Source organism: Embleya sp. NPDC020630, assembly GCF_044334985.1.
In the GTDB taxonomy this organism is placed as follows: Bacteria; Actinomycetota; Actinomycetes; order Streptomycetales; family Streptomycetaceae; genus Embleya.
On record NZ_JBIRUB010000028.1, the window covers coordinates 34,449 to 58,363 of the forward strand.

General features: G+C 71.0%; 23 protein-coding genes and 2 pseudogenes. 15 read left to right on the top strand and 10 right to left on the bottom strand.

The genetic code is table 11. The annotated features are described in order from the left end of the window. Positions 1-33 precede the first annotated feature (33 nt). From ACH4XV_RS43270 to ACH4XV_RS43285, 4 genes are read left to right on the top strand one after another with little or no spacing between them, the layout of a single operon-like run. Complete coding sequence (locus ACH4XV_RS43270; protein WP_395799187.1) at positions 34-822, top strand: PIG-L deacetylase family protein; 789 nt, start codon at positions 34-36, stop codon at positions 820-822. A 28-nt stretch (positions 823-850) separates the two neighbouring features. Then, positions 851-2,110, top strand: a complete 1,260-nt coding sequence (locus ACH4XV_RS43275) for an MFS transporter (protein WP_395799189.1) — start codon at positions 851-853, stop codon at positions 2,108-2,110. After that, positions 2,107-4,173: a helix-turn-helix domain-containing protein gene (locus ACH4XV_RS43280; RefSeq protein ID WP_395799191.1), complete on the top strand. Its 2,067-nt coding sequence runs from the start codon at positions 2,107-2,109 to the stop codon at positions 4,171-4,173. The genes ACH4XV_RS43275 and ACH4XV_RS43280 overlap by 4 nt, the downstream gene beginning before the upstream one ends. Continuing rightward, positions 4,170-4,478 (top strand): immunity 53 family protein, encoded by a 309-nt coding sequence (locus ACH4XV_RS43285; protein ID WP_395799193.1) that lies wholly within the window; start codon positions 4,170-4,172, stop codon positions 4,476-4,478. Before ACH4XV_RS43280 ends, ACH4XV_RS43285 begins: the two co-directional genes overlap by 4 nt. A 442-nt stretch (positions 4,479-4,920) precedes the next feature. Here ACH4XV_RS43285 and ACH4XV_RS43290 read toward each other — a convergent pair whose 3' ends face one another. Further along, on the bottom strand, positions 4,921-5,964 hold the full coding sequence (locus tag ACH4XV_RS43290) for a hypothetical protein (protein ID WP_395799194.1): 1,044 nt from the start codon (positions 5,962-5,964) through the stop codon (positions 4,921-4,923). 351 nt (positions 5,965-6,315) lie between these two features. On the opposite strand from ACH4XV_RS43290, the gene ACH4XV_RS43295 reads away from it, so the two are divergent. Beyond that, the gene (locus ACH4XV_RS43295; protein WP_395799196.1) at positions 6,316-6,750 is read left to right on the top strand and encodes a hypothetical protein; all 435 of its coding nucleotides are present in this window, start codon (positions 6,316-6,318) and stop codon (positions 6,748-6,750) included. Between the two features lie 57 nt (positions 6,751-6,807). Here ACH4XV_RS43295 and ACH4XV_RS43300 read toward each other — a convergent pair whose 3' ends face one another. Further along, a complete protein-coding gene (locus tag ACH4XV_RS43300; protein WP_395799198.1) occupies positions 6,808-7,380 on the bottom strand; it encodes a DUF2716 domain-containing protein in 573 nt (190 codons plus the stop codon). Between the two features lie 577 nt (positions 7,381-7,957). Here ACH4XV_RS43300 and ACH4XV_RS43305 point away from each other — a divergent pair. From ACH4XV_RS43305 to ACH4XV_RS43325, 5 genes are all read left to right on the top strand, one after another. Further along, positions 7,958-8,089 carry a hypothetical protein gene (locus ACH4XV_RS43305; RefSeq protein WP_380014690.1) on the top strand — a complete coding sequence of 44 codons (132 nt, stop codon included), beginning with the start codon at positions 7,958-7,960 and terminating at the stop codon, positions 8,087-8,089. 973 nt (positions 8,090-9,062) lie between these two features. Beyond that, positions 9,063-9,911, top strand: coding sequence for an IS5 family transposase (locus tag ACH4XV_RS43310; RefSeq protein WP_395799200.1), 849 nt, complete (start codon positions 9,063-9,065; stop codon positions 9,909-9,911). Next, positions 9,908-10,312 (top strand): hypothetical protein, encoded by a 405-nt coding sequence (locus ACH4XV_RS43315; RefSeq protein ID WP_395799202.1) that lies wholly within the window; start codon positions 9,908-9,910, stop codon positions 10,310-10,312. Before ACH4XV_RS43310 ends, ACH4XV_RS43315 begins: the two co-directional genes overlap by 4 nt. Positions 10,313-10,515: 203 nt before the next feature. Next, a complete protein-coding gene (locus ACH4XV_RS43320) occupies positions 10,516-10,740 on the top strand; it encodes a hypothetical protein (RefSeq protein ID WP_395799204.1) in 225 nt (74 codons plus the stop codon). Between the two features lie 400 nt (positions 10,741-11,140). Further along, complete coding sequence (locus ACH4XV_RS43325) at positions 11,141-11,740, top strand: hypothetical protein (protein ID WP_395799206.1); 600 nt, start codon at positions 11,141-11,143, stop codon at positions 11,738-11,740. Here ACH4XV_RS43325 and ACH4XV_RS43330 read toward each other — a convergent pair. The 3 genes from ACH4XV_RS43330 to ACH4XV_RS43340 all read right to left on the bottom strand — a co-directional run bounded on the left by ACH4XV_RS43330 (position 11,629) and on the right by ACH4XV_RS43340 (position 13,818). Further along, positions 11,629-12,012, bottom strand: coding sequence for a DUF2716 domain-containing protein (locus tag ACH4XV_RS43330; protein ID WP_395799208.1), 384 nt, complete (start codon positions 12,010-12,012; stop codon positions 11,629-11,631). The genes ACH4XV_RS43325 and ACH4XV_RS43330 overlap by 112 nt on opposite strands. A gap of 374 nt (positions 12,013-12,386) precedes the next feature. Continuing rightward, on the bottom strand, positions 12,387-13,121 hold the full coding sequence (locus tag ACH4XV_RS43335) for a hypothetical protein (protein ID WP_395799210.1): 735 nt from the start codon (positions 13,119-13,121) through the stop codon (positions 12,387-12,389). A gap of 544 nt (positions 13,122-13,665) precedes the next feature. Then, entirely contained in the window at positions 13,666-13,818 is a 153-nt protein-coding gene (locus ACH4XV_RS43340) for a hypothetical protein (RefSeq protein ID WP_395799211.1), read from the bottom strand. 963 nt (positions 13,819-14,781) lie between these two features. Here ACH4XV_RS43340 and ACH4XV_RS43345 point away from each other — a divergent pair. Further along, a complete protein-coding gene (locus ACH4XV_RS43345) occupies positions 14,782-14,958 on the top strand; it encodes a LuxR C-terminal-related transcriptional regulator (RefSeq protein WP_395799213.1) in 177 nt (58 codons plus the stop codon). Positions 14,959-15,198: 240 nt separating this feature from the next. Here ACH4XV_RS43345 and ACH4XV_RS43350 read toward each other — a convergent pair whose 3' ends face one another. Then, the gene (locus ACH4XV_RS43350) at positions 15,199-17,607 is read right to left on the bottom strand and encodes an ABC transporter permease (protein ID WP_395799215.1); all 2,409 of its coding nucleotides are present in this window, start codon (positions 17,605-17,607) and stop codon (positions 15,199-15,201) included. Between the two features lie 82 nt (positions 17,608-17,689). After that, positions 17,690-18,436, bottom strand: coding sequence for an ABC transporter ATP-binding protein (locus ACH4XV_RS43355; RefSeq protein ID WP_395799277.1), 747 nt, complete (start codon positions 18,434-18,436; stop codon positions 17,690-17,692). Between the two features lie 141 nt (positions 18,437-18,577). Between ACH4XV_RS43355 and ACH4XV_RS43360 the strand changes: the two genes are divergently transcribed. Then, entirely contained in the window at positions 18,578-19,774 is a 1,197-nt protein-coding gene (locus ACH4XV_RS43360; RefSeq protein ID WP_395799217.1) for a sensor histidine kinase, read from the top strand. Further along, positions 19,771-20,460, top strand: coding sequence for a response regulator (locus ACH4XV_RS43365; protein WP_395799219.1), 690 nt, complete (start codon positions 19,771-19,773; stop codon positions 20,458-20,460). Before ACH4XV_RS43360 ends, ACH4XV_RS43365 begins: the two co-directional genes overlap by 4 nt. Positions 20,461-21,089: 629 nt before the next feature. On the opposite strand, the gene ACH4XV_RS43370 is transcribed toward ACH4XV_RS43365, so the two are convergent. From ACH4XV_RS43370 to ACH4XV_RS43380, 3 genes and pseudogenes are all read right to left on the bottom strand, one after another. After that, complete coding sequence (locus tag ACH4XV_RS43370) at positions 21,090-21,521, bottom strand: MarR family winged helix-turn-helix transcriptional regulator (protein WP_395799279.1); 432 nt, start codon at positions 21,519-21,521, stop codon at positions 21,090-21,092. Between the two features lie 59 nt (positions 21,522-21,580). Further along, positions 21,581-21,808 (bottom strand): annotated as a pseudogene (locus ACH4XV_RS43375) (arginase family protein); the annotation flags it as partial. Positions 21,809-21,890: 82 nt separating this feature from the next. Beyond that, on the bottom strand, positions 21,891-22,637 hold the full coding sequence (locus tag ACH4XV_RS43380) for a phosphotransferase family protein (RefSeq protein WP_395799221.1): 747 nt from the start codon (positions 22,635-22,637) through the stop codon (positions 21,891-21,893). An 18-nt stretch (positions 22,638-22,655) separates the two neighbouring features. Here ACH4XV_RS43380 and ACH4XV_RS43385 point away from each other — a divergent pair. Both ACH4XV_RS43385 and ACH4XV_RS43390 read left to right on the top strand, forming a co-directional pair. After that, positions 22,656-23,174, top strand: a pseudogene (locus tag ACH4XV_RS43385) (CHASE3 domain-containing protein); the annotation flags it as partial. After that, complete coding sequence (locus tag ACH4XV_RS43390; protein ID WP_395799223.1) at positions 23,165-23,494, top strand: ATP-binding protein; 330 nt, start codon at positions 23,165-23,167, stop codon at positions 23,492-23,494. The pseudogene ACH4XV_RS43385 and the gene ACH4XV_RS43390, both read left to right, overlap by 10 nt. Positions 23,495-23,915: the final 421 nt, after the last annotated feature.

Sequence of the window (23,915 nt, forward strand, 5' to 3'; positions counted from 1 at the left end):
CGTCCACCACGACACCAAGGAGAACCGATCACCATGCGCATTCTCGCCCTCGGCGCCCATCCCGACGACGTCGAACTTTTGTGCGCGGGCACCCTCGCGTACTACCGGGCACGAGGCGCCCACGTGGACATCGCCATCCTGACCAACGGCGCGCCCACCGCGCGAGTCGCCCCTCTCGTTGCCACGATCGGCGTCCGCGCGCGCGAGGCTCGCGAAGCCGCGTCGGTACTGGGAGTCGATCCGATCCTCCTCGGCCTCCCCGACGGCTTCCTCTACGACACCCCCGAGACCCGACTGCTCGTCGTGGACCTGCTCCGCCGTACCCGCCCCGACCTGGTCTTCGCGCACCACCCCGACGACTACCACCCCGACCACCGGGCCGCGAGCGCCCTCGCGGGCGCCGCGCGGCTGCTGGCCCGCGAACCGGGCATCGAAACCGACCACCCCGCGCTCGGCGCGGTGCCGGGGATGTTCCACATGGACACCCTGACCGGCGCGAACGCGGGTACACCGGACCTGTGGGTGGACATCACCGACACGATGCCGACGAAGGAGGCCATGCTGGCGCGCCACGAGAGCCAGAACGATCGCCGCCGCCGGCGCGCCGGCCGGGACTTCGTGGATCTCGCCCGGCGGCAGTCCACCGTGCGCGGCGCCGAGGTGGGCGTCGCCCACGCGGAGGCGTTCACGGGCGCCCGGGCCCATCCGCCGACGACCCCCACCGCCCTCGAACTGCCGTGGATCGCCCGTGCCGCGCCAGAGGTGGGCAACGCGTCCGAGTCCCTCGACACGACGCGCGAACACCGCCGAGCCGGGGCATGAGACCCGGGACGGGAAGGAACGGAACCGCATGCGTATCCGAGCCGACGCGGCGCCCGCCACCCGGCCCGAAGGGCCCCGACGCGGCGCCGAGCAGCGCCGATCGCGCGTCGGCCGTCGCGGGTTGTACACCGTGTTCTTCCTCAACGGATCGATCCTCGCCAGTTGGGCGCCGCGCATTCCGCAGGTCAAGGCCGACCTCCACCTGTCGGAGGGGCAACTGGGCATCGCCCTGCTCGGCGTCGCGCTCGGTTCGGTTCCGGCGATGCCGGCGGCCGGCATCTTGGTGGACCGATTCGGCAGCCGGATCGTCACCCGCGCCGCACTGCCGGTGTACGCGTCGGCGATCGCCCTGCTCGCACCGGCCGACGGACTGCTCTCCCTGACCCTCGCCCTCGCGGTCCTGGGCGCCGCGGTGGGCACCCTGGACGTGGCCATGAACACCCACGCCGTCGACGGCGAACGCGGCTCGCGGCGCTCCGGCATCTCCTCGTTCCACGGCCTCTACAGCGCGGGCGCGCTCGCCGGCGCGCTGATCGGTACGGCCGCGGCGGCGGCCGGAGTGCGTCCGGACACCCAGTTCCTCGTCACCGCCGCCGTGGCCCTGCTCGCCTCGGCGCCGGCCGCCGCGGTGCTGGGGCCGGCCGTACACGCCATGCACCGGTCGCGGACGCGGCCCCGCTCCCGGGTCGGGCCCGGATCGCGCCGGCGCCTGCTGTGGCTGAGCCTGCTCGGGCTGTCCGTGCTGCTCATCGAAGGGGTGATCACCGACTGGGGCACGGTATACCTCGCGGATTCGGTGCACGCGCGGCCCGGCGTGTCGGGCACGGGCTATGCGGCGTTCGCGCTGGCCATGACGCTCGGGCGGCTCGCCGGTGACCGTGCGGCGGCGCGATTCGGCCCGGTTCGCGTCGTGCGCTTCGGCGCGCTGACGGCCGGCTCCGCCGCCGCGATCGCGATCGCGGCGCCCACCCCGTGGGTGGTGGTACCGGCGTTCGCGGCCGTCGGCCTGGGTATCGCGTCCTCGTTCCCGCTCGTGCTCGGCGGTGTCGGCCGGCAGTTCCCCGATGCGCCGGGCCCGGCGGTCGCCGCCGTCTCCAGCACCGGCTACCTGGCCTTCCTCGCCGGACCGCCACTCGTCGGCTTCCTCGCCGCCCACCTCGCCCTCCGCGCGGCCCTGCTCGTGCTGCCCCTCCTCGCCCTCGCCGCCGCGTCCCTCGCCGGACTCCTGTCCCGCGAACCGAGCATCGACCCACACCCACGCCGGCCACAACCGTGTGCCGGTGCGTGACACAGATCGACAGGGCGGACCACTTCCTGGTCAACGCGCTGCTCGATGACGGACCGGCGTTCTTCGGGGTCGGCCGGGACGACACCATCGAGCGGGTCTCGATCCGGGACTCGATGGGACTGCGCGGCACCCGCAGCCGGTTGGTGGAGTTCGCGAAACGCTGCTGCGCGCGAGCACCGGTGCCACATCGTCGACCCGACCGCGCCGAACGTCATCGCGCTCGGCCCGCCGTGGTTGTCGATCGGCGTCGCCGAGGCCGCGCTCGACGCGTGCACCGACCATGCCCGCAAGCGCGTCGTGCCGAGCGGTTCGTCATGTGGGTGGCCGGCACGCCGAACGCGGTGAGCAGCGCGGCGCGATCCGCCCCGGGTGAATCCGTATGTCATTGCCCGCACAGCCGCGTCGAAGCCGGCGTCGACGTCGGTGCCGAGCGCCGCGAACAGGCCGATGGTCGGGTTGAACAAGCTGATGGTGACGTTGCTTTTGGTGCCGGTCGCCTTGGCGTCGTTGTTCTGCGGGCCGCCGGCCTTGCTCGAGGAGTTCTTGCCGCCGCAAGCCGCGACGACCAGGAGCGCCGCGGCCGCGACCGCGGCCACTCCGACGCCGGACGCGGACTGGAAAGTGGGCCGCGTGGTCCCATCACGCCTCGGACGGGGTCGTCGCGTCCCGGCCGGGAACGCATGGCGCAATCCCTTTGCGTGTTGTGCAAGCGGTTCATCGTGGGGGTGTGCGGTTGCTATCACCGGGAGTTCCCGCACCGGCAGGCGAGGAGGTCGTCCGTGGCCGGCGTCAGGCAACAGCGGCAGCGTGCGGGTTCGGGCATGCGGGTGCGCCAGGCCCGGGTGGCGCGGGCGTGGACGCTCGCCGAACTCGGTCGGCGTGCCGGGTACTCGGCCGCGCAGGTCTCGCGGTACGAACGCGGTCTCGCGCCGTTGACGCACGTCACGGTCATCCGGCGGTTCACCCCCGCGCTGGAGTTGCCGGTCGAGGACTTCGGGCTCGCGCCGACGCCGCCGATACCGGGAGCGCGTCCGGCCGCGCATGGACCGTTTCCGGGGCTGCCGGGTCCTACTGTGGTGCGCGAGGAACCACGAGAGGGCGAGAACGTGCGCAGACGACGCCTGTTGGCGAACCTGGCGGCCACCGCGTCCCTCCCCCTCGTCGGGGCCGGAGGCGCGCGGACGCCGGCGTCGGGCGATGGCCTGGTCGCGCGGGTGCGCGATGCGATGCTCGGTCTTGACGACGCGCCGCCGACCACTACTACGGCGCGGGTGCGCGGCGCTTTGGCCGTGGCCATGGGCGACTATCACGCCGGGCGCTACGGCGCGCTCGCGGAGCGTCTGCCGCGCCTGGTCGCGGCCGGCCACGCCCTGGCCGCGGCCCATGGGGCGCAGCCCTCGGGCCCGCCAGTGCCGTTCGGTGTTCACGCTCCAGCCGTTGTCGCCGTCCTGGTCCAGGAGGACCGCCTCCAGGTGTGGACAGACGATGAACGTCGGCCGCGCGGGACGGTCGTTGTCCTCGTCCATCGGCAGCGTGAAGAACCGGCTGGTCCACGACAGGTGCGCACCGACCACGACCGCGCGGAGCTCGTACCAGCCCGAGGGACGGCAGCCCCGGTGGTTGAGCGTCGCGCTCAGGAACGGACCGCAGTCGTCGACGACGAGCTCCGGCACCTGTTCCCGCAGCGGCGCACCACACGTCTGGCAATCCCGCTTGTGCAGGTTGAACGCCACCTCTCGGCGGGCCTCGTCCGACAGCCGAGTCATGATGTCTTCCGCGACCAACAACTCCGTCACCGCCACCGGATACTTCCCTCTGCCGCCGGGCCCGCGGATCCAGGCCCGCTGCGGCAGATCATGGACCCGGACGCCGCGCTACACACGGCCGTTCATCCGAACTGTCCGATTCGGCACCCCGCAATGGCCGAGGAGACGCCATCCGCCGCGCGAGACGCCGGTCCTGCGCGGGCACGGCACCTTCAGTGCGAGGCCGTTTACCCGGCCCCGCTGCGGCAAGGACCAGTCGGGCTCGGCGCGCGCTTCGTCTATCGTCTCGTGTCGTGAGTGACGCGCAGGCGCTTCTCGACTGGCTGCAGGACTGGTACGCCCGCCAGTGCGACGGAGACTGGGAACACGAGTGGGGCGTGCGGATCGCCACGCTCGACAACCCCGGCTGGACCATCGAGATCGATCTCGAGGAAACGGCCCTGGAGGGATGCGCCTACCCCCGCAGGATCGTCGATCGCGACCCGCGGGACTGGGTCAGGGCCTGGACGGCCGACGGGAAGTTCCACGTCGACTGCGGTTCCCGAAACCTCGTCGAGGGTCTCACCCTGTTCCGAGACTGGGCGAGCAAGACCACCCCGTAGCCGGCGACACCACACCGAACCGCCCCACCGCATCGGCAACACGCATGTGGCAAATGTGCCGCGCGTTCCGAGACGACACACGCGTCGAGGGCCCAGGGGCACATCGGTGACCATCCGTGATGTCACCCGCAACGGCGCGCCCGCCGTCCGACGCCGAGACGAGGCCCCGCCCGCCGGCAAAGGATCGCCCTCGCGTACCTCGTCGCCACGACCGGTCCGACCTGCGTCGTCCTCACCGCCCGCGGTGGCCCGCAGGTGGTGCCGGACGGGATCCCGCTCATCGATCGCCCGCCCTGCGAGGTAGCGGCCGACCTTCGTCGCGCCCGGAACAACACCGCGTGGGAGTCGACTTCATGCCGAGCGGAGACATCGGCTCGGCGGGCCCGGGGGTTCTTCCCCGACACGCAGCGGGCGCGCGACACCCTCGTCACCCGTGCACTGGTCAAAAGGGCGGCTCGTCGACGAACCACCCGGTCCCTCCCCAGGAGTCGGGGAAGGCGGTGCGGCGTCGGGCGGGGCCGAGCATGTGCTCAAGGGTGCGCGTCAGTCCGGCGCCTCTGTAGTGGTCGACCTGCCCTATCCAGGGCACCTCGGCCATCAGGCGGCCGAGTTCGGGCGTGACGAGATCGTCCAGGACCGCACGCAGCTCGGCGGGGGGCGGGTCGTCGACCAGGCACAGCCACCCCAGCGCCGCGGCGACGCGGACCTCGGCGGGGCGTTCGGGGTCCGTCCAGCATGCATGCGTGAAACCGGCCGCGTCCTCGTGACGGTGCTCCCGCGCCAACTGCGCGATCGCCAGGACCAGACCCGGCCTCACACGGGGGATCTTCTCGACGCGCAGGCGCTCGTGCAGGGCGGCGGAGAACTCCCCGGCGCGGCCCGACGACGCCGCCGCCACGCATGCCGCCTCCTGCCGTACCTGCTGATCCGGGTCGTCCAGGAGGGCGATCGGGATGTGCGCGTCGGCCGCGATCGCGTCCCGCCCGGCCCGCACCGACCAGTTCTGCGGGTAGCCGCCCCCGTCGAAGCGCGGCTCGTCGTCGGGGTCGGCGACCCGCAACAGATGCTCGCGGGACCCGTCGCCCCAGTGATTGCGGCACGCCACCGCGGCGACCAGACCCAACGCGTCCGCCCGTACATGCCCGAGAGGGTTCGCGGCGATCCGCAGCAGGAACGGCACCGCGAGCGGCGCCACCGAACCGATCGTGCCCTGATGACACACCGAACCCCACAACAGCGAGCACGCGTGCATCGCCCCGTCCGCGTCCGCGGGACGCATCGACTCCAGGAGGTCGGGCACGTCCTCGCCCGAGCCGTACGCGTGGGAGAACCGGCCCCAGGGCACCTCCCCGAGGAGGAACCCGTCCCGAACCGCCCTGGGCAGGCCCGCGACCACGACCCGCACATCCAGCGCGGTCCCCTGGTACACCTCGACCCCGTCCACACACGCCCGCCGGTAATCGAACACGAGCTCCTCCGGCGTCACGATCGCCGCCTCCCACGAATGTCACCGACCCAAGCACTCATGCGTATCACCGGACACCGACACCGCCTCGCGCAAACGCGATCCGCACACCGGGGACAGGACACCACCACGGCACAGTCGCCCGAGCCCCCTCGACAGAACCGACCGCCGCCCCGAAGTCCTCCCCACGCCGGGCCGGCCCGGACCGCTCGCCCCGCGTCGGCGGCGTACACCCGCGACCCCCGGAAGCGACCGGACCCGCCCTTCCCAGTGGACCTCCAATCCATGCGGCACGCCGACCGTGTATCGCGCGGGCCGGGAACCGGACCCCGCCCGGGTCGGGCTCCCGGGGCGCATCGACATGTTGGGGCGATGACCGGGTTCGACGACACCGACCGACGGCAACTCGCCCTGGTGTTGCACGAGTATGCCGAACACGTCCTGGACGAGTCGGCCCTGCTGCGGGTGCGGACGAAGTACGGGCACGTGTACCTCGAGATGTTCCGTACGTTCCCTCCGGGCACCACCGACGGCTGCTTCCACTCGATCGATGCTTTGCTGCCGCGGCTCGGCGCCCGGGAGAACCGGTTCACCCCCGCTCACGAGATCCGACTCGCCGTCCTGGTCCACGCGTACGCCGAACACGAACTCGATCAGTGGACCGCGCCGGCGACACGCACCACACGCGGTCCGGTCCACATCGGGATCACCAACTCGACTCCTCCCAGCGGGACCCCCGACGACGCCCGATCGCTCGATCATCTCCTCCCCGCACCGGCCACCGGGCGGCGAATCGACACCCGCTGAACCGGCGGGAACGAGGCGGATCCCGTGGGCTCGCATGCGCTTTGGAGAACATGATCGTCACCGCGGGGCGGGTCGGTCGGCGGGTGCCCCGTCCCGGCGCAGGGGTCGTCCCAGCAGGCGTTGCATGTCCTGTTCGATCGCGTCCAGGAGTTGTGCACCGAATACGCAGAAGGTGTGTTCCCAGGGGTGTCCGAAGGTGCCGAATCGCAGGTCCTGCGCGAGGAAGACGTGATAGTCCCCGTCCGGATACGGGCCGAACGGCCAACCCTCGCGCGAGCGCCCCTCGAGGACGCGCGGCAGGAACATGTCGGTCTCCGGGACGTCCGGGCGCAGCCGGTGGCAGGTGTGCTGCCAGTCCAGGAGCCACAGCGACTCCCCCGGCGCGCAGCAGGCGGCGAGCCCGTCCTGGACGACGTCCACCAGGCGGTCGAGGTTGCGTTCGCCGGGGTCGTCGCGCAGCGCGTCCAGGCTCCACGTGATCGACGGCGCGGGCTCCGTGATCCCTGGAAACTCGCATACGCAGGGCCGGAAGGCGAAGCGGGCGTCGAAACGGTCCCAGACATCGGTGTATTCGGGGCGGTGGCGGGTGGGTCGCCCACCCGGGCGTGGGCGGTGAACACGGCCTTCCACGGCGCGCCGGGCGTGTCCTGGACGAAGTGGACGACGGCCTTGTCCTCGCTGTCGGCACCGGTGGCGGCGATGGCGACGAACGTGCGGGGATGGCCGCTCGCCCGGGGTATCCAGAACTGCGGGGCCAGGTGGGTGAACGGCTTGTACGGTTCCCGGTCCGGGCGTGCCCGGTCGGCGCGGTACGACGCCAGTGACCCTTCCAGCAGTTCGCCGCCCTCGACCCCGGCGAGGCGGTCGCCGTCGAGTGTCGCGTTCGCCGTGTTGTTCTCGGTGTCGTAGCGCTCCAGGACCGCTCGGGCCTCGGCCTCGGAGATCACCGCAGGATCGGGTACCGGCGCCACGACCGACGCGCTGGGCACGGCCGGCCTGCCCGACCCGCCCCCCCGAGGAGCACCCCGCCGCGGCCCCGACCGAGGCCAGAGCGATCACCGCCGCACCCACTCGTCTCGCCCGACTGTGCATCCGTTCCCCCGAACTCCCGTCCGTCACCGACGAATCCACACTCTCACGCGCCCCCGACCACGCGGACGCGCAGGCCACAGGGGACGGGCGCAGGCGTGAGGTCCTGGAGAACGTCGTGTGGACCGACGGCACCCGATGGCACCCCGCCGCCCGCGACGTCGTCCGCGAGTACTCCCACGCCATCGACGAAGGCGTCTACCGCATCCACACCGAAGGCCTGCGAGATCGCGACCTCGCATGCGTGTGACGCCCGCCCGCCACGCACGCCCGCGCCGACCGACGCCGCCGCCCGCCGCCGACCACGGCCGGACCACGCCGTCGAAACGATCCCGAGGGATTCGAGAATCCGTGCATCACGGTGTCCTGGCCGGCTTCGAGCCGGGCGGGGGTGGCCGGTTCTGCGACAGGTGGCCAGGTGACGGCGACACCCGCCGGCCGACGGTCATTGTCCGGCGCCGCCCTTGCCCGGCCCGTGACTCTGCCGCTCCACGTCCCGGCGACGATCGTGTGCCAAGGCCATGGCGGGTCGCGGAAGTCGGCGCCGTGGCGAATCGAGCAAACCGGATCCGGGCGAGTGGCGCGGCATCGCCTCGCCCGGGACGACCGACGACACCGCGGCGGTGGCATGGGCGGCCGAGCGAGTCGCGGCCGAGGTCTCGGACGGGCGGTGGATGTGGCCGGCCCGGAAGACGCCGAGGCGTTGCCCCGGCCGGCGAGTCGGGACGAGCCGGCGCGGGCGGTGGGCGCGGTGCGCGGGGACGACCCGGACCGCTGGTCGGTCGGGTCGGGTGTACGCGGCCGGGCGTTCCACCGCCCCCGATTCCGACCGCCAACGCGGCCATCTCCCGCAGGCGCTCGTAGTGCTCGATCGCGTCGGTCTCGTCATCGATCGACTGCGGGACCTTCTCAACGGCCGCGACACACACGAACAGGAGTCTTTTCCCCTGCTCGTCAAAGGGGTTCGACACCCGGATGCGGGCATCGGTGGGCGCCCACCGGACCTGTCCTTCGAGGAACCGCAAACCGTACGAGGGCGGGGGAAATCTCGTCACGGTTCGCTTCGGGTTCGCGCCGTCGGGCGGGAGAATGGACCATGCCCCCACCCATCGGAGATCTCAGAGGGCGGTTCGTGCGCTTTTGAGTGTTTCTTCTGTCACCTGATGGGGTGGGGTTGAGTGGAATCCTCCGGTGCACAGGCGTTGATCTGATGATGTGATCGAGTGAGTGAACGCAAGCCGTACCCGAGTGACTTGTCGGACGAGCAGTGGTCGTTGATCGAGCCGGTGATCACGGCTTGGAAGGCCCGGCACCGTTCCGTCAGCGGCCATCGGGGGAACTACTCGATGCGAGAGATCGTGAACGCGATCCTCTATCAGGGCCGGACGGGTTGCCAGTGGGCGTACCTCCCGCACGATCTGCCGCAAAAGAGCGCGACGTACTACTACTTCGCCGCGTGGCGCGACGACGGGACCGACCGGATCGTCCACGAACTCCTGCGCTGCCAGGTCAGGGAGGGGGACCGACGATTAGAGGACCCGACCCTGGTGGTCCTGGACACCCAGAGTGTCCATGCGGCCGCCGGGGCTCCCGCGTCCACGACGGGCAACGATCCCGCGAAGCGGGTGCCGGGCCGCAAGCGGGGACTGGCCGTGGACGTATTGGGCCTGGTCATCGCCGTTACGGTCCTCGCCGCGAACACACACGACAACGCCGCGGGCATCGACCTGTTGGACCGGGTCGCCGACCATGCCGGCGGCACCGTCACCAAGGCACTGGTCGATCAGGGCTTCAAGAACGAGGTCGTCACGCACGGCGCCCAGCTCGGCATCGACGTCGAGATCGTCGCACGCAATCCCCAGGACAAGGGGTTCGTTCCGCAGCCGAAACGGTGGCGGGTCGAGCAGACCTACGGAATCCTGATACTGCACCGACGCCTGGTCCGCGACTACGAACACCGCCCGATGTCCTCGGCCTCCCGCGTCTATTGGGCGATGACGCACGTCATGGTTCGCCGGCTCACCGACACCACCACTCCCACCTGGCGCGACCCGCGGGTGGCGGCGGCGTGAACATTCGACCCCTGCTCGACGCGCTCGGTCTCCAAGAAGACGCCGCACGAACCCTGGCCGACGACCTCCGCACCCAGGTCGACGCACTGCAGACTCGGCTGCGGGAAACCGAGGCCCACATCGAGCACCTGGCGATCACACGCGAGACCGTCACCGCCCTCGCCGACCGGCTCCCTACGCGGCCGACCTCACCCGACCTGCCGGAACACCCGGATTATCCCCGCGTCCTGGCGGTGTTCAACGAGGCCACCGGCGCGCTCCGGGCCCGTGACGTCTGCGAAGCCCTCGACCACGAACCGCTGCCGAAGAACATCGAACGCACCCGCACCAAGCTGAAACGCCTCGTCAAACTCGGCCTCCTCACCGACGCCGGCTCCGGCAGTTTCGCCAAGGCCCCGTAACCCCCAACCCCCGGGACCCGCAACCCGTTCTGCCCCTACCGAGAAACGGACATCAATTCACGAACCGCCCTCTCAGCGCAACCCCCGTCTGCGCGGACGGCCGTCACGCGTTGACCCGGCCCGAACACGACGCGGTGTTCGTGGACCCGGCGCCGACCTAGGAAGACCTCGTCGAACTCGCCGCCCGTCACGGCCTGGACAAGGTGGAGCGCCTGCCCACACCCCGATTCCATATTTGCACGGCCGTCTTCCTCGACGGCCCGATGGCCGGCCGGACCAACCCCTACACCACCGACGAACTCGGCTCGCTCAACCCAGTCACCACCGCACACCACACCTGGGTCTACCAACTGGTCGCACTCCCCGACGGGGACCGGCCCGGAAAACTCCGGCTCGTCGAACTCGACGGCCGGCCCGTGACCTCGTAGAACACCCGCGCAGGCTCCATACCCGGCCGGCGCGACTGCCGGCCCCCGCGGTCGCGCATCGACGTCCGACACGGTGCCACGCGCGCCGTCGGGTACGGCACCGGGTCGGCGAACGGGGTGAAGTCGCCGACGGCAGCGCCTCGACCAGGCAGCGGGGGCAGGCGGCAGACGGCGACCCGCCACAAGCCGAACCGCCGCCGGAGCGTGCCCCCTGCGGCGGTTCCGTACCCTCGGGTCCGGTGCGCCCGGGCGCGCATCGGCATCGCGGCCGGGGTCGAGTGGATGTCCTCGCGCGAACATCGATGGACCGGCGCCGCTCCTGCCGACGTGGCCGGTCCACAATGCGGTCGTGGCCGAAGACGAGCACAGTGGCACACAACCGCGTTCCTTCCCGACATGCGTGAGGGAGGTGGCTCGGCTGCTGGGCGTCGCAGACGTCGCGACGACGTCGAACGATCAGGCCCGTCGCCTCGCCCTCGCGGTGCGCAAGCCCCTGCTCGAACGCGCGAGTCTGCCCGACGAATTGTTCGCTCCGCTGATGGCGGCTGCCGTCCACGACCCCGACCCCAGCTTCTGCCGCTGGTTCGTCGAGCCGGCCGTGTACGCGTTCGGGCGCCGCCGCGTCACGGCGGCACTGGTCGACTACCTGCGGGATGGCACGGATGCCGAGCGGGCCGGTGCCGTGCGGGCCTGGTACACGGCCCATGTTCCCCTGCGCGCGGATCACTCTCCGGCCTACGGACCCGACGGGGTACGCGACCCCGCCCCGGACGAGGCACAGGAGGCCCGGACCGCATGGCTCGAGGCATCCATGCGGGTGTTCGCGGACACCACCGACCTGCGGATGCACCACCGTGTCCTGCCGAACCTGCCCACGTCCCCCACGGCCTACCCGCCGTCCCTGCACGAACTACGCGAACACACACTCGCATCCGCCCGAGCCCACCCCGATCCACACATCCGCCGCTGGGCAGCGACAGCGGACCGCGAAAGAGCCTGAGCCCGATTCCCGCAGACGCCCCGACAGTTACGGAACAACCCTTCGAGAGCCGGACACGGGAGCATGGGATCCGTGCCGCCCCGACCACCCCGCGTCACCGCGGATGGCTCACCGGCCTGGCGAACGAGGTGGGGCCGGTGTCGTGGTTGTCCGAGGATGCGGTGGACGTCGTGTTCGATCGTGTCGAGGAGTTCGGTGCCGAATACGCAGAGGGTGTGTTCCCAGGGGTGTCCGAAGGTGCCGAATCGGAGGTCTGAACCTGCCGGCCGCAACCACTGTCCCGATCAACGGCTCGGTCGCCGCGGTCGCCGTCGATCTGCTCGGCGACGTTCCTGCCGAAGACGGCCGCCTGTCGTCACCGGCGCCGCAGGAGCGGTCGGCGCGCACGTCGCCGTCCTGGCACGGGAGCGCGGCCGGCGCCGGAGGCTTCGGGAACGGGTCGGCTTTCGACCGTCCGGCACGCGAGTTCCAGCGTGGTGAACCGGTACAGGCCTGGGGCGTCGCCGCAACGTTCGACGGCGATCCCCATCCGCCGGCCCAGGTCCCCGCCGGCCGCAAACCGTTCCCACACACGCTGCGACACCCCGATCCACACCCCACCCGAATACCAATCACCGCTCGGAAGCACACCCCGACGGTTGTGGGGTCAACCGAGGATGTGGCGGATGCGGCGGTGTTGTTCCGGCGTCAGGTGCTTCGTGTCGGGGTTGCGGTGACTGTCGGGATGGTCGCAGACGCGCATACCGTCGTGTTCCCGCCAGGTCGGCTGATACGTCGGGTCGTTGGCGGTCAGTGCGTCCAGGATCTCGTCCAGGGGGCCCGGTGCGCCGAAGTGGCGCAGCGCGGACTCGTAGGCCGGGCGGGAGGGGCCCACGGCTTCGACGTCGTGGCACATCGGCATGAGCATGACGGTGCGGGCCGCGCGTTCGCGTGCGTTGTCGGCCGCGTCCAAGAGCGCCGACGTCTCCCCCCAGCTCAACCCGGCGAACGTCGGCTCGTTCGCGTGGTACCCGAGGTGGATCACCTCGCTGTCGGCGTCCTCCCGGACGAAGTAGTCGATGCCGGCGTCGTATTCGAGGTCGCGGAAGACGATGCACAACTCGCCCTGGGCGGACGGTATTCGCAAAACCGCCCACTCGTCGTACGACTCGTCGTAGAGCCCGGGCGCCCGGACCTGCCCCGCCGGTCGGTGGAAACCGAGGGCTTTCTCCAACATGTCCTCGTCGTCCAGTTCCTGGACCTGGAGCAGCCCCAGGCAGAACTCCAGGTCGATCTCCTCCCAGTCCATCCCGCGAAACGTGAGCGGCCGCACGCCCGTTTCGGCATCGACGAAGCGCTGCGGATAGCCCTTGATGCGCACGATCGCCCCTGGTTTCTCCACGGTAGCCAAAGCCTTCGGAACCCGGTGGCCGAGTCCCCACCCCCGAACAAGGGCCCGCTCAGTATCAGGCCGAGTTGACGCAGGAGCAGCGCGCAGATGCCCTGGCACACGTTTCGCGACGTTCCACCGTAAGCGATCTCTTCCTCTTGCGGGTTGTACGACTTGAAGATCGTCTCCTCCGCGTGGATATTGCGCTTTCCCACAGGCGTCTTGGGCCGAGGCACGAACTTCTCGTTCGAGCGCAGCGGATCCCACTTCTTCGGAGGCGTCAGTTGGTCCGCCCTCATGACGATGCGGTTCTCGATCTCGCCCGTCTTGAGGTTGCGAACGCCGATGACGGCCACGGTCCCGTTGCGCCTGGCCCTCCTCTGTGCCCTTCCACAACATGTGCAGTTCCCAGGCGCGCTTCTCGGCGAGCATCGCCTCGATCGCGTAGCCGCCGGTTGTGGACGAGGACCGGCTGGGCCGCGACCCGCACGAAGTAGGTGTGCAGGGATGGCGGACGGCGGCGACCCGGCCGCAACGACCCATCCCATGCGGGGCATCAGCCGCCGAGGTCGAACTTGCCCCGCGCGGTGAACGCCTCGGCCCGGACGTGGATCCCGCTTCCCCGGCCGACGACGCGCCGGCACTCGTGGCCGCCGCGTTGATGCGACTCGCCGCCGACCCTGCTGCTCGTCCCACCGGCGAACATCATCCGACAGACCAGGCCGTGGGAACCGACCCGGATACGGCGGACAACCTGTCGGGCACCAACGCTCCGGAGAACCGGACTCCGACACGGACCGGTGTATCCGCAGAACCGATCGCCAGCTCCGGGCAGCCACCTGCCGCCCGCCCGCTACCCGAGGCGCATGATCGATTCTCTCGGGACGGGTGAACCTGTCGGCCGGCCTCGTGCACCACACCTGTTGCACGGGCCATGGTCGTCTCGACCCGCCTCCAGGCTGCGTGACTCACACCGCACGCTCGCGACGCCCCGGAGAAACGTCGGTGATTTCGACTGCCGGGCGAGGACGTCGAGCGGAACCGGGTGGCGCGGACGCGGTGTTGGGCCGTGGAGCGGGTGCTGCTCGCCGACGAACAGCGCAGGGCATACCGGCTGCCCGCCACCGAGGGCAAACGCGGCGACCCCCGCCGACCCGCGTTCGCCGCCCGGTACGGCCTCGACATCGACCACCCCGTCCCAGCACGAGCAGAACCCGCCCCCGGGAATCCTGTGCGTACAGGTGGACGCCGACGACGTTCAGGACGCCCCGCGTACCGGACGCGACGCGCCGGTTCGGGACCGAGACGGCTTCCTCACCGCTGATCGGGACACTCCCGACCGCCGGGGGCTCCGGGTTCGGCCCGGGGTCTCGTGATCAGGTCATCGGGGGTGCTGCGCCGGGAGGGATGGGTTCGATGTCATCACTTGGAGTGTATGGCTTCCTGCAGACAGTCATCAGGTGATGTCGTCCGGGATCGCGGGGTCGTGCGAAGGGTCGACCGTACGGCGGGTCACAGTTGCCTGCGGAGCGCGATTTCGGCTCTGTCCACGGCTGCCGTGACGGCTTGCGCGTGGGCTGGGCAGAGATGTCCGGCGTCGAGTCCCGATGTGGTCAGGACGGCACGGAGTTTGCGAGCCTGTCCACGGGTCGGGCGGGAACATGCCGGGTGGTTGCGCACCCGCATCGCCCGGCTCACCCCGCGCGAGCAGGAGGTCGTGCGCCTGATCACCGCCGGCCTGGCCATCACCGAGATCGCCGAACGCACCGGACTGGGCCCGGAAACGGTCAAGACCCACGTGGCCCGCATCCTCACAGGCTCGGTGTCCGCGACCGCACCCAGGCGGTGATCGCGGCATACGAAGGCGCCTTCGCCACAACGCGCCGGGGCGGGTGGGGGTAGGCCGCACCGACCCCCACCCGTCGCGGCCCGCGCGACCCGACCGACCATGGCACCGCCTACGGCGCCGCCGAACCGCGTGGCCCGTCGTGGAACGTCGGCCCCCGGCTCCTCGGATCGTCGACCAGGCGCAGCATCCGGATCGGTGACCTCGACGGGCCGATGCCGGGACAGGCAGCTCTGCTCGGTCCTACTCGGTCCGCAGCGCAGTGGCGGTCCGGGTCTTCGCCGCCCAGCCGGCCGGCAGCAGTGCGCCGAGCAGGGCGATGACGATCCCGCCGGCGAGCAGGGGGATGAGCAGCCCTGCGGTGTAGACGTGGGACACGCTCGGCGGCAGGTGCCGGCCGATCGCGTGCCCCATCGCGGTCAGCGTCGCCTTCTCCACCGCGACGCCGAGCGGGACCCCGATCAGCCCGGCGATCAGGCCGGTGACGGACACCGAGGTCAGCACCATCGCAATGGTCTGCTTGGGCGTCATCCCGAGGGCCTTGAAAATCCCCAGGTCATGAACCCGCTCCCGGGTGTCCTGCACAACCGTGCTCAGCACCCCGAGCGCGGCGACCGCCACCATCATCAGCGTGAGCATGGCCACCAGGGTGCCCATGATGAGCACCACGACGGCCTTGCCCCCGTTCGAGATCGGCCGGACCGAGGCGTTCAGCGGGGTCAGCGCTGCGGCGGCCGAGGCGGACCAGTGCGATCCGCTGACGTTCGAGGCCAACTCGACGTTGAACTGCTCGATGTGCGGGTCCAGGCCGGCGGCGGTGAAGGTGGCCGCATCCGTCATGACCGTATAGTCGCCCACGTTGGTGTCGAAGTTGATGCCGACGACCTTCAGCGGCAGTTGCCGGCTCTGCTGCACCACGGCGACGTTGTCACCGACGTGGATCCCCGCCGTCGTGGCCAGCTTGTCGCCGACCACGGCCTCGCCGGGCGCCGAGAACCAGCGGCCGGACAGCAGTTCCATGCCCGTCCAGGAGAAGTCGCCGGTGACCGTGAACACCGTCGGCGGTTCGCCGCCGGGCGGGGCGCCGACGATGGTCGCGCCGCTCTCACCCCAGCCGAACGCGGCCTTCGTGCCCGGGATCCCGGCGAGCGCGGCGGCCACCTTGGGGGCATCCAGGTGCGGTCTGCGCGGGTCGTTGGGACCGTAGAGACCCCGGGGCACGTCTACGTCGGCGGCGGGTTCCACGACCTTCGACCCGACGTTGAAGCCGGCGGTGCTGCTGTCCAGATACTTGTTGAATGCGGACTCCAGCCCCACCGCGAACGTGACACTCACCACGCCGAACAGCACCGCCGCACCGACCAGTACGGCCCGGGCCGGCCGGGCGAACGGCTGGGCCAGCCCCAGCGACACGGCCCGGGGCAGCGGCAGCCGCGAGGCCAGACGATGCGCCGCCCGGCCGCGCCCGGCCTTGGGGGCGCGGCCGACCACCAGAGCCCGCACCGCCGGCATCCGGCCGGCCCGCAGCGCCGGGACCAAAGCCGTGACGCCGACGATCAGCAGCGTGCCCAGCGGCACCACGGCGCTGACCCACAACGGGATCGTGGCACCGGCCCCGCCGAGCTGCTTGCCGGCCCCGTCCAGGATCGGTACAGCCAGGAAATTGCCGAACACCGTGCCGAGCACCACGCCGAGTATCGCGGGAATCATGGCCTGCGCGGTGTAGGCGCGGGCCACCTGCGAAGGGCTGAAGCCCAGCGACTTCAAAATCCCGATGCGCCGGATTCCCGAGGCCACAGCCCCGCTGACCACGATCGAGATGATCAGCACCGACATCGACATCCCGAGGATCCCGAAGGCGATCAGGAACGGCACGTAGGCCTTGGCGTTGCCGGTCGCCTGCTGCTCCGCGGTCAGGTACGACTGTCCGGCTTCGACCGAGCCGGCCGGCGCGGCGGCGGCGATCGCCTGCTTGTCGGCGGCGATGTCGGCGTCGGTCCCGGCCTTGGCGAACCGGTAGAGCATCTGCTCGTCGGACTTGGCACCGGCGGCGGTGAGCCGCGCGAAACCGTCGGCGGTGGCGAAGGCGGTCGCGCTGCTGGTCACCGAGCCGCCGAAGCCGACGACCTTGAACGACGGCTTGCCCGGCAGGGAGGAGAACACCACCGAGGAGCCGAAGCAGGCGTAGGCATAGTTCTGCGCCGGCAGGGCGATCTCGTCCGGGCCGGCCGGCCAGCGCCCCCGGGTCAGCACGAGTTGGTCCATCCCGGAGGCGCTCCCCGGGTCGGGCCGGGTGGTTACGGTGATCGGATGGTTGTCGCGACCGGCGAAATCCTTCTTGGGGCAGTCCGTGCCGACGATCGTGTCCAGGGCGGCGACGACCGGGTACGGTCCGGCCGCCTCGGTGACGCCGGTGGTGTGCACGGTGGCGGCGACCTGCGCGGCCGTGGCCTTCGAACTGTCGAACTGGACCGCCAGGTGCGCCCCGTTCCGGGCCTTGAAGGCGTGCTCGAACGGGGCCTGCACGACGGTCAGCAGACCGAGGCAAAGCACTGACGACGTCACCGTGGCGAACGTCGTCAGAGCCATGACGAGGGACTGGAGCCGACGCCGGCCGACGCCGGAGCGTACGACCTTGCCGAGCGCGCTCACCGGCTCACCGCCGGCAGCATGCGGGCCATGGCGTGGAATCCGGCCTCGAAGAGGCGCCGGGGCATCGGCGGCTTGCGCAGCGTCATCCGACCGCTCCCGCCGGACGGGTCGGCGACGTGTGGGCGGCCGGGCCGGCGCCGCTGCCGTTGTTGACGACGTCCCGCGCGACCGCACCGTCCACCAACTCGATGGTGCGGTGCGCGGTGGCGGCGGCCAGCTGCACATCGTGGGTAACCAACAAGATCGTCTGTCCCTCGTCGTTCAGGTCCATCAGCAGCCGGCGCACGTCCTCGGCCGAGCGCGAGTCCAGCGCGCCGGTCGGCTCGTCGGCCAGCAGCAGAGCCGGCCGGTTCATCAGCGCCCTGGCCACCGCCACCCGCTGCCGTTGCCCGCCGGACAGCCGCTGCGGGTAGGCCTCGGCATGCCGGTCGATGCCCAGCGAACCGAGCAGCTCGACTGCCCTCCGCTTCGCTTCGCCCTTGCCCATCCCGGCCAGCTGCGCCGGAACCATGACGTTGTCCGACACGGTCAGGTCGTCGAGCAGATTGAAGAACTGGAAGATCATGCCGATGGAAGCCCGGCGGTACTTCGCCGAACCGGCCTCACCGAGCCGGTCGACGCGGATGCCGTCAACGGTCACGGTGCCACTGGACGGCTTGTCCAGACCGGCGATCAGATTCAGCAGCGTGGACTTCCCGCTGCCGGAATGGCCGAGGATCGCCACGCACTCACCGGACGCCACGGACAAGGTCACACCGGCCAGCGCGGGCGGGCCGTCGTCGTACTTCTTCATCGCGTCTTGGAGAGCGATCATCGGCGGATTCGTCATGGCCATGAACCTAGGAACGGACCGGGACGCCTCGCGTCGGCCGACGGATGTCACCTCTCCCGAGGTCATCGGCCCGGCGGTGTACCCGCGTACATCCCCGGGGCGACGCGCGGAGCCGGCGCCGCTGAATATGATCTCCGCGTGGAAGAGCTTCTCCGGCGTCTGTCGACATCGAAGCGCGTGACCTGGCTGATGTCGCAGGGCGTGGTGCTGGCGATTGCCGGCATCTACATGCTGATGCTCGCCTTGACGACGCCGAGCCCTGACGACGGCCTGTTCCGATTCCCCGACCTCGGGCGCTACGAGACGACGGGTCTCTGCGTCGTGCTCGCCCTCCCCGTCCTGCTGGTGCGCCGTATGCCGGTGGCCGTCTTCGCGGCGGTCCTGGGCGAGTCGGCCCTCGGCGACATCTTCGGCGCGCGGCCCTTGGCCGTGTTCATCCTGCTCGTCGCCTTGAACGGGTACATCGCCGCCCGGCGGCCGAAGGCTGCCGCCATCGGCTCCGTCGCGGGCGTCGTGGCCGCGTTCGTCAACGACCTCCCCATCAGCGGGCAGTCCGTCGGCGACGCGCTCCAGTGGGCCGGGTGGCTCGCGTTGTGGTTCACGGTCGCGTGGGTCTTCGGGGGCGTGTATCGCAAACGCCGTGAATACCTCGGAGTCCTGGACGAACAGACCGCGGCCCACGCCGTCATGGCCGAGCGGCTGCGGATCGCCCGTGAACTGCACGACAGCGTCGCGCACAGCATCGGGATCATCACGGTGCTGTCGGGAGCGGCGGCGCGGGTCGTGGAGACCAAGCCCGAGCAGACGCGGCAGGCGCTGATCGGCATCGAAACCACCAGCCGGGAGACGCTGCTCGGGCTGCAGCGCATGCTCGGGGCGCTACGGCGCGCCGAGCCGGACGACGCCATGCCGCAGGCCGCCCCGCTGGCGCCGGCCGGCAGCCTGGCCGACGTCCCGCAGCTGGCCGAACGCACGGCCCACGCCGGAGTGCGGGTCCACGTGACCTGGCGGGGCGAGAAGCGTCCACTGCCGCAGGAGATCGAACTGTCGGCGTTCCGGATCATCCAGGAGTCGGTGACGAACGTGGTGCGGCATTCCGGCGCGCGGATGTGCCGGGTCGCGGTCGGTTACGAGCCGGAAGGAGTGAGCATAGAGGTGGTTGACGACGGGGACGACGGTCTCGGCGGGCCGGGCCGTCCGAGGCACTCCGCGACCGGTGGGAGCGGCTTCGGCCTGCTCGGTATGCGCGAGCGAGTGACGTTGCTGTCCGGCCAGTTCAGCGCCGGCCGGCGTCCGGAGGGCGGATTCCGGGTCGCGGCGAGGCTTCCGGCATGAGCGTGCGAGTGCTGCTGGTCGACGACCAGCCGCTGATGCTGGTCGGGCTCGGGATCCTGATCGGCGACACCGACGACCTGGAGGTGGTCGGACAGGCCGGCGACGGCCGCGAGGCGGTGCGCCTGGTGCGTGAGCTGCGGCCGGACGTCGTGGTGATGGACATCCGGATGCCGGGCATGGACGGGATCGAGGCGACCCGGCAGGCGACCGCCGAGCCGGACCCGCCCAAGGTGCTGGTGCTGACGACGTTCGACGACGACGAGTACGTCTACGGCGCACTGCGTGCCGGGGCCGGCGGATTCCTGCTCAAGAGCATGGCCTTGGACGCGATCCTGGACGCGATCCGCGTGGTGGCGGCCGGCGACGCGTTGATCGCGCCGAGCGTGACCCGGCGGCTGATCGCGGACTTCGCCGGAACGTCCGGCCCGGCGGCCCCCGAACCGGACGCCGAGCCCGCCACGGACTCGCGTCTCATCGCGGGGATCACCGACCGGGAGCGCGAGGTGCTGGCACTGGTCGGACAGGGACTGTCGAACACCGAGATAGCCGAGCGGTTGGTGATCAGCGCGGCGACGGCGAAGACCCATGTCGCGCGTCTGTTCGCCAAGCTCGCGGCCCGAGACCGCGTCCACCTGGCGATCATCGCCTACGAGACCGGACTTGTGCCGCGTAGATCCGCCCGCTGATCCGCTGTACGACACGCTCGGCCACACCAACTCGTCCCACTCGGCCCACTGCTTCACCAACTGTTCTGCCAAGACGTTCAGTTCGGCACGACGAGCGGCGATCCGTTCCAGCACACCCCGGCCCCGAAGCCCCGCGCGCCGCACTCCGCTCCCTCTCCACACCGACCCCTTTCCTCGCGCCACCGAGCATGACTGCCCAGGCAGTGCCGCCGAATGCGCCCGCTACATCGGCGTCATCCAGTCGCAGCAGGTCGCCATGTACAGGTTGCCGCGGGCACCGTGGCGCACGGGTACGTCGGTGGCAACCGTCCTGAACACCGTCAAACGCTCCACACGCCGCGCCACCGGCCGACGGTGGTGGACCCCTACCGGGACCGCCTGCGTACACGCCGCGCAGTCGCCCCGGCCGTGCCCGTGCCCCAGTTCTTCCGCGAGATCAAGGAACCCGGTTGCACCGGCAGCTTCAACCTCCTCTGCCGCTACATCACCCAGGGTCGAGCCGAGGACGACCGGCCCGTGACCTCCCCCAGGCACTTCGCCCGCCTTCCCCTCGCCCGGCTGCACAACCGCCGCAGGAAGGACGCCGACGGGAGGGGCCGGGTTATGCGCAGGGAGGCCCGCTCCTCGCTTCAAGGGGCGGTTCCGTCAAGCGACTTCAGCGTTTGTACGAGCAGTTCGAGTTCGCCGTGCAGGCGCTCCCGGTCGATCTCCGGGCTTCGGGTGATCAGAAGGTCCAGCCACGCCGCATGCGTCCGGTGCATCTCCGCGAGCACTGCCCGTCCGTCGTCGGTGGGGCAGAACAGCTTGGACACGCGGTGCCGTGGATTGTCCGCGTACCTGCCGAGTCCCGCCGCGGCGAGTTCGTCGGCGATGCGCTGGATGCCCTGGCGTTGCAGGCCGAGCCTTCGGGCAATGTCGGGCACCGTGGCGCCGTCCCCGCGAAACAGGTGGTGGTCGACGTTGCGTTCACCGGGGAGACGTTCGTCGAGACCGGTGGCATGAACGCCCGGAACTGCCTTTCGTTCCGGGCGGCATGGCGGCCGACCGGGTGCGCACGGCAGGTGACGGCGGCGAGCAGGGTCTGCGGGGTCAGGCCGCCCGGTTCGAGCGTGCCGACCGAAGAGAACACGGCGGGGTCGAGCACGTCGAGGTCGATGTGGATGTGCACGTGGTCGGCGCCGGTCGCGGCGGTTGCGTCGACCAGGTTCGTCGGGTCGGCGAGTCGAGCCGCGGGCAGCTCGGCGACGGCGTGCCGGTCGACGTACGCACGCTCGCCCGGGTCGAGGGCGCGCACTCCGGCGAGGACGAGCCGGCCAGCAACCGGACTCCCACCGAATACGCGACACACCAACGTGCGAGCCCATCAGGCAAGGCTCGTGGACGAGATTTCTCGCGAGCGTGGGTCATCGCAGTGGGGTAGGGCCGCAGCCTCACATCCGGGATTTCAGCACGTCGACCTCACAGCCCGGTGAGAAGGGGTCGAAGCCGTGCTCGATCAGCCAGCGAACCGCCAGCAGGCTTCGCAACGACCACCATGCGTGGATCATGTCGAGGTCGATGTCCGTGCCGTAGCCGGCGATGACGTCGTCGAGGTGCTCCTCGTGTCCGAGCGTGAAGGTGGCGAGGTCGTACAGGGCATCACCCCGGCCCGCCTCGGACCAGTCGATGATGCCCGTGACCTCGTCGCCGTCGACGAAGACGTGCGCGATCTGCAGGTCGCCGTGCGTGAACGCCGGGGTCCACGGCCTGAGTGCGGCCTCGGCGACCCGGCGGTTGCGGGTGACCAGGTCGGCGGGCAGCACGCCGTTCGTCACGAGCGACTCGCATTCGTCGTCGAGTTCCGCCTCCAGCGCGACGATGCTTCGGCCGGCGCGGCCCGGCCGGGACGGCACCGGCGCGTCGTGCAGCCTCCGGATCGCGGCGCCCGCGGCGGCCCACGCCCTCGGCGACCCGGTCGACGGCCCTCCCAGGCGCCCGAGCGTCGTCCCCGGCAGCGCGGCGATCGCGAGCACGGGCGGCTTGCGCCACAGGACCTTCGGGGTGGGGACCGGTGCCAGGGCCATCGCCTCGACCTCGACGTCGATGCGGGCCTGATCGGCGTCCACCTTCAGGAACACATCGCCGACGCGCAGGGTCGCACGCTCCGAATGGGCGACGACGACCTCGACCTCATCCATGGCGGCCAGTATCCCCGGATGGCCGACGACCCCACAGACGCGGATCGCTACTGTAGTGCGCCATTTTCACGACTGGCGCCGCTCCGTCCCCTGTCCTCCCGTTCCGACATCCTCGCCCAGTTGCCCGCCTCCGGCCCGCGAGCACGAGCACGAGCAACCGTCCGCCCGCGGGCTCGCGCCTGGACGACCCGGCGATGGCTACGCGTGGGGGTGGCCGTGTCGCTGACGATCCTGACCCTGCTCGGGGCGGCGGCAGCATGGGTCCTGGGGCGGACCGCGACGCTCAGCAACGAGCTCGCGGACGTGCGATCCCCCGCGGTGTCCGTCGCGTTGCATCTGGAATCGGCCATTCTCAACCAGGAGACCGGAATCCGCGGATACGGACTCACCGGCTCCCCGGACTCCACGGGCCCCTGGGAACAAGGGCTCGTGCAACAGGAAGCCGACGCCCGAGAACTGACGAGACTGCTGCGCGACGACGCCACCGGCGCGGACGACTTGCAGAGGGTGCGCGAGGCCGTCGCGGGATGGCAGGATCGCATCGCCCGCCCATCGCCGCCTCCCCACCCGGAGCACCCCCCTCTCGCCTCGGAACGCGCCGCCGAGGGCAAGGCGGCTACCCCGGCAGCGACATCGGCCTCGCGATGTGCAAGAAGATCGTCGAGTTCCACGGCGGCACGATCGCCGTCGACCCGCATCACCACGACGGCGCGCGCATCACCTTCACCCTCGCCGCCGAACCGCCCCAGGATCCCGACCCGTCCGCCATGCCGCAGGCGGTCGCGCGGGCACGGAGGTCGAGGCCCGCCTCGTACGTGGCCTGCTGCCCCAACCGCTGCCGGACACATCCACGGTGACGGTGACCTCCCGCTGTCTGCCCGGCGCCACGACGCAGGCCCTGCTCGGCGGGGACTTCCTCAACGCCGTCGTCGGCGACGTCAGCTGACACGGCCCCACCACGAACCCCTGCCGACCACCGACGAGGGCAGCCGGGAACTGCCCGCGGGCACACGGCATCGCGCTGGGCATCGCACCCGGGGCCCCCAGGTGGCCGGCCGCCGTCGCCCCGCTCCCGGACCGCGGAGCAGCCACCCTGTACACCGACGGCCTCACCGAAGGACGCACAAGAAGCGACATCGCGCGGCTCGGTCTCGACGGAATGCTCGGGTTGATCGAGTCCCTGCCTTGGACCGACCCGAAGGTATGGTTCCAGTCGCCCTGATCGGCGCGCAGGTCGGGTACGTCCTGGGTCGCCGCGGTGGCCGCAGCGCGGTGCGA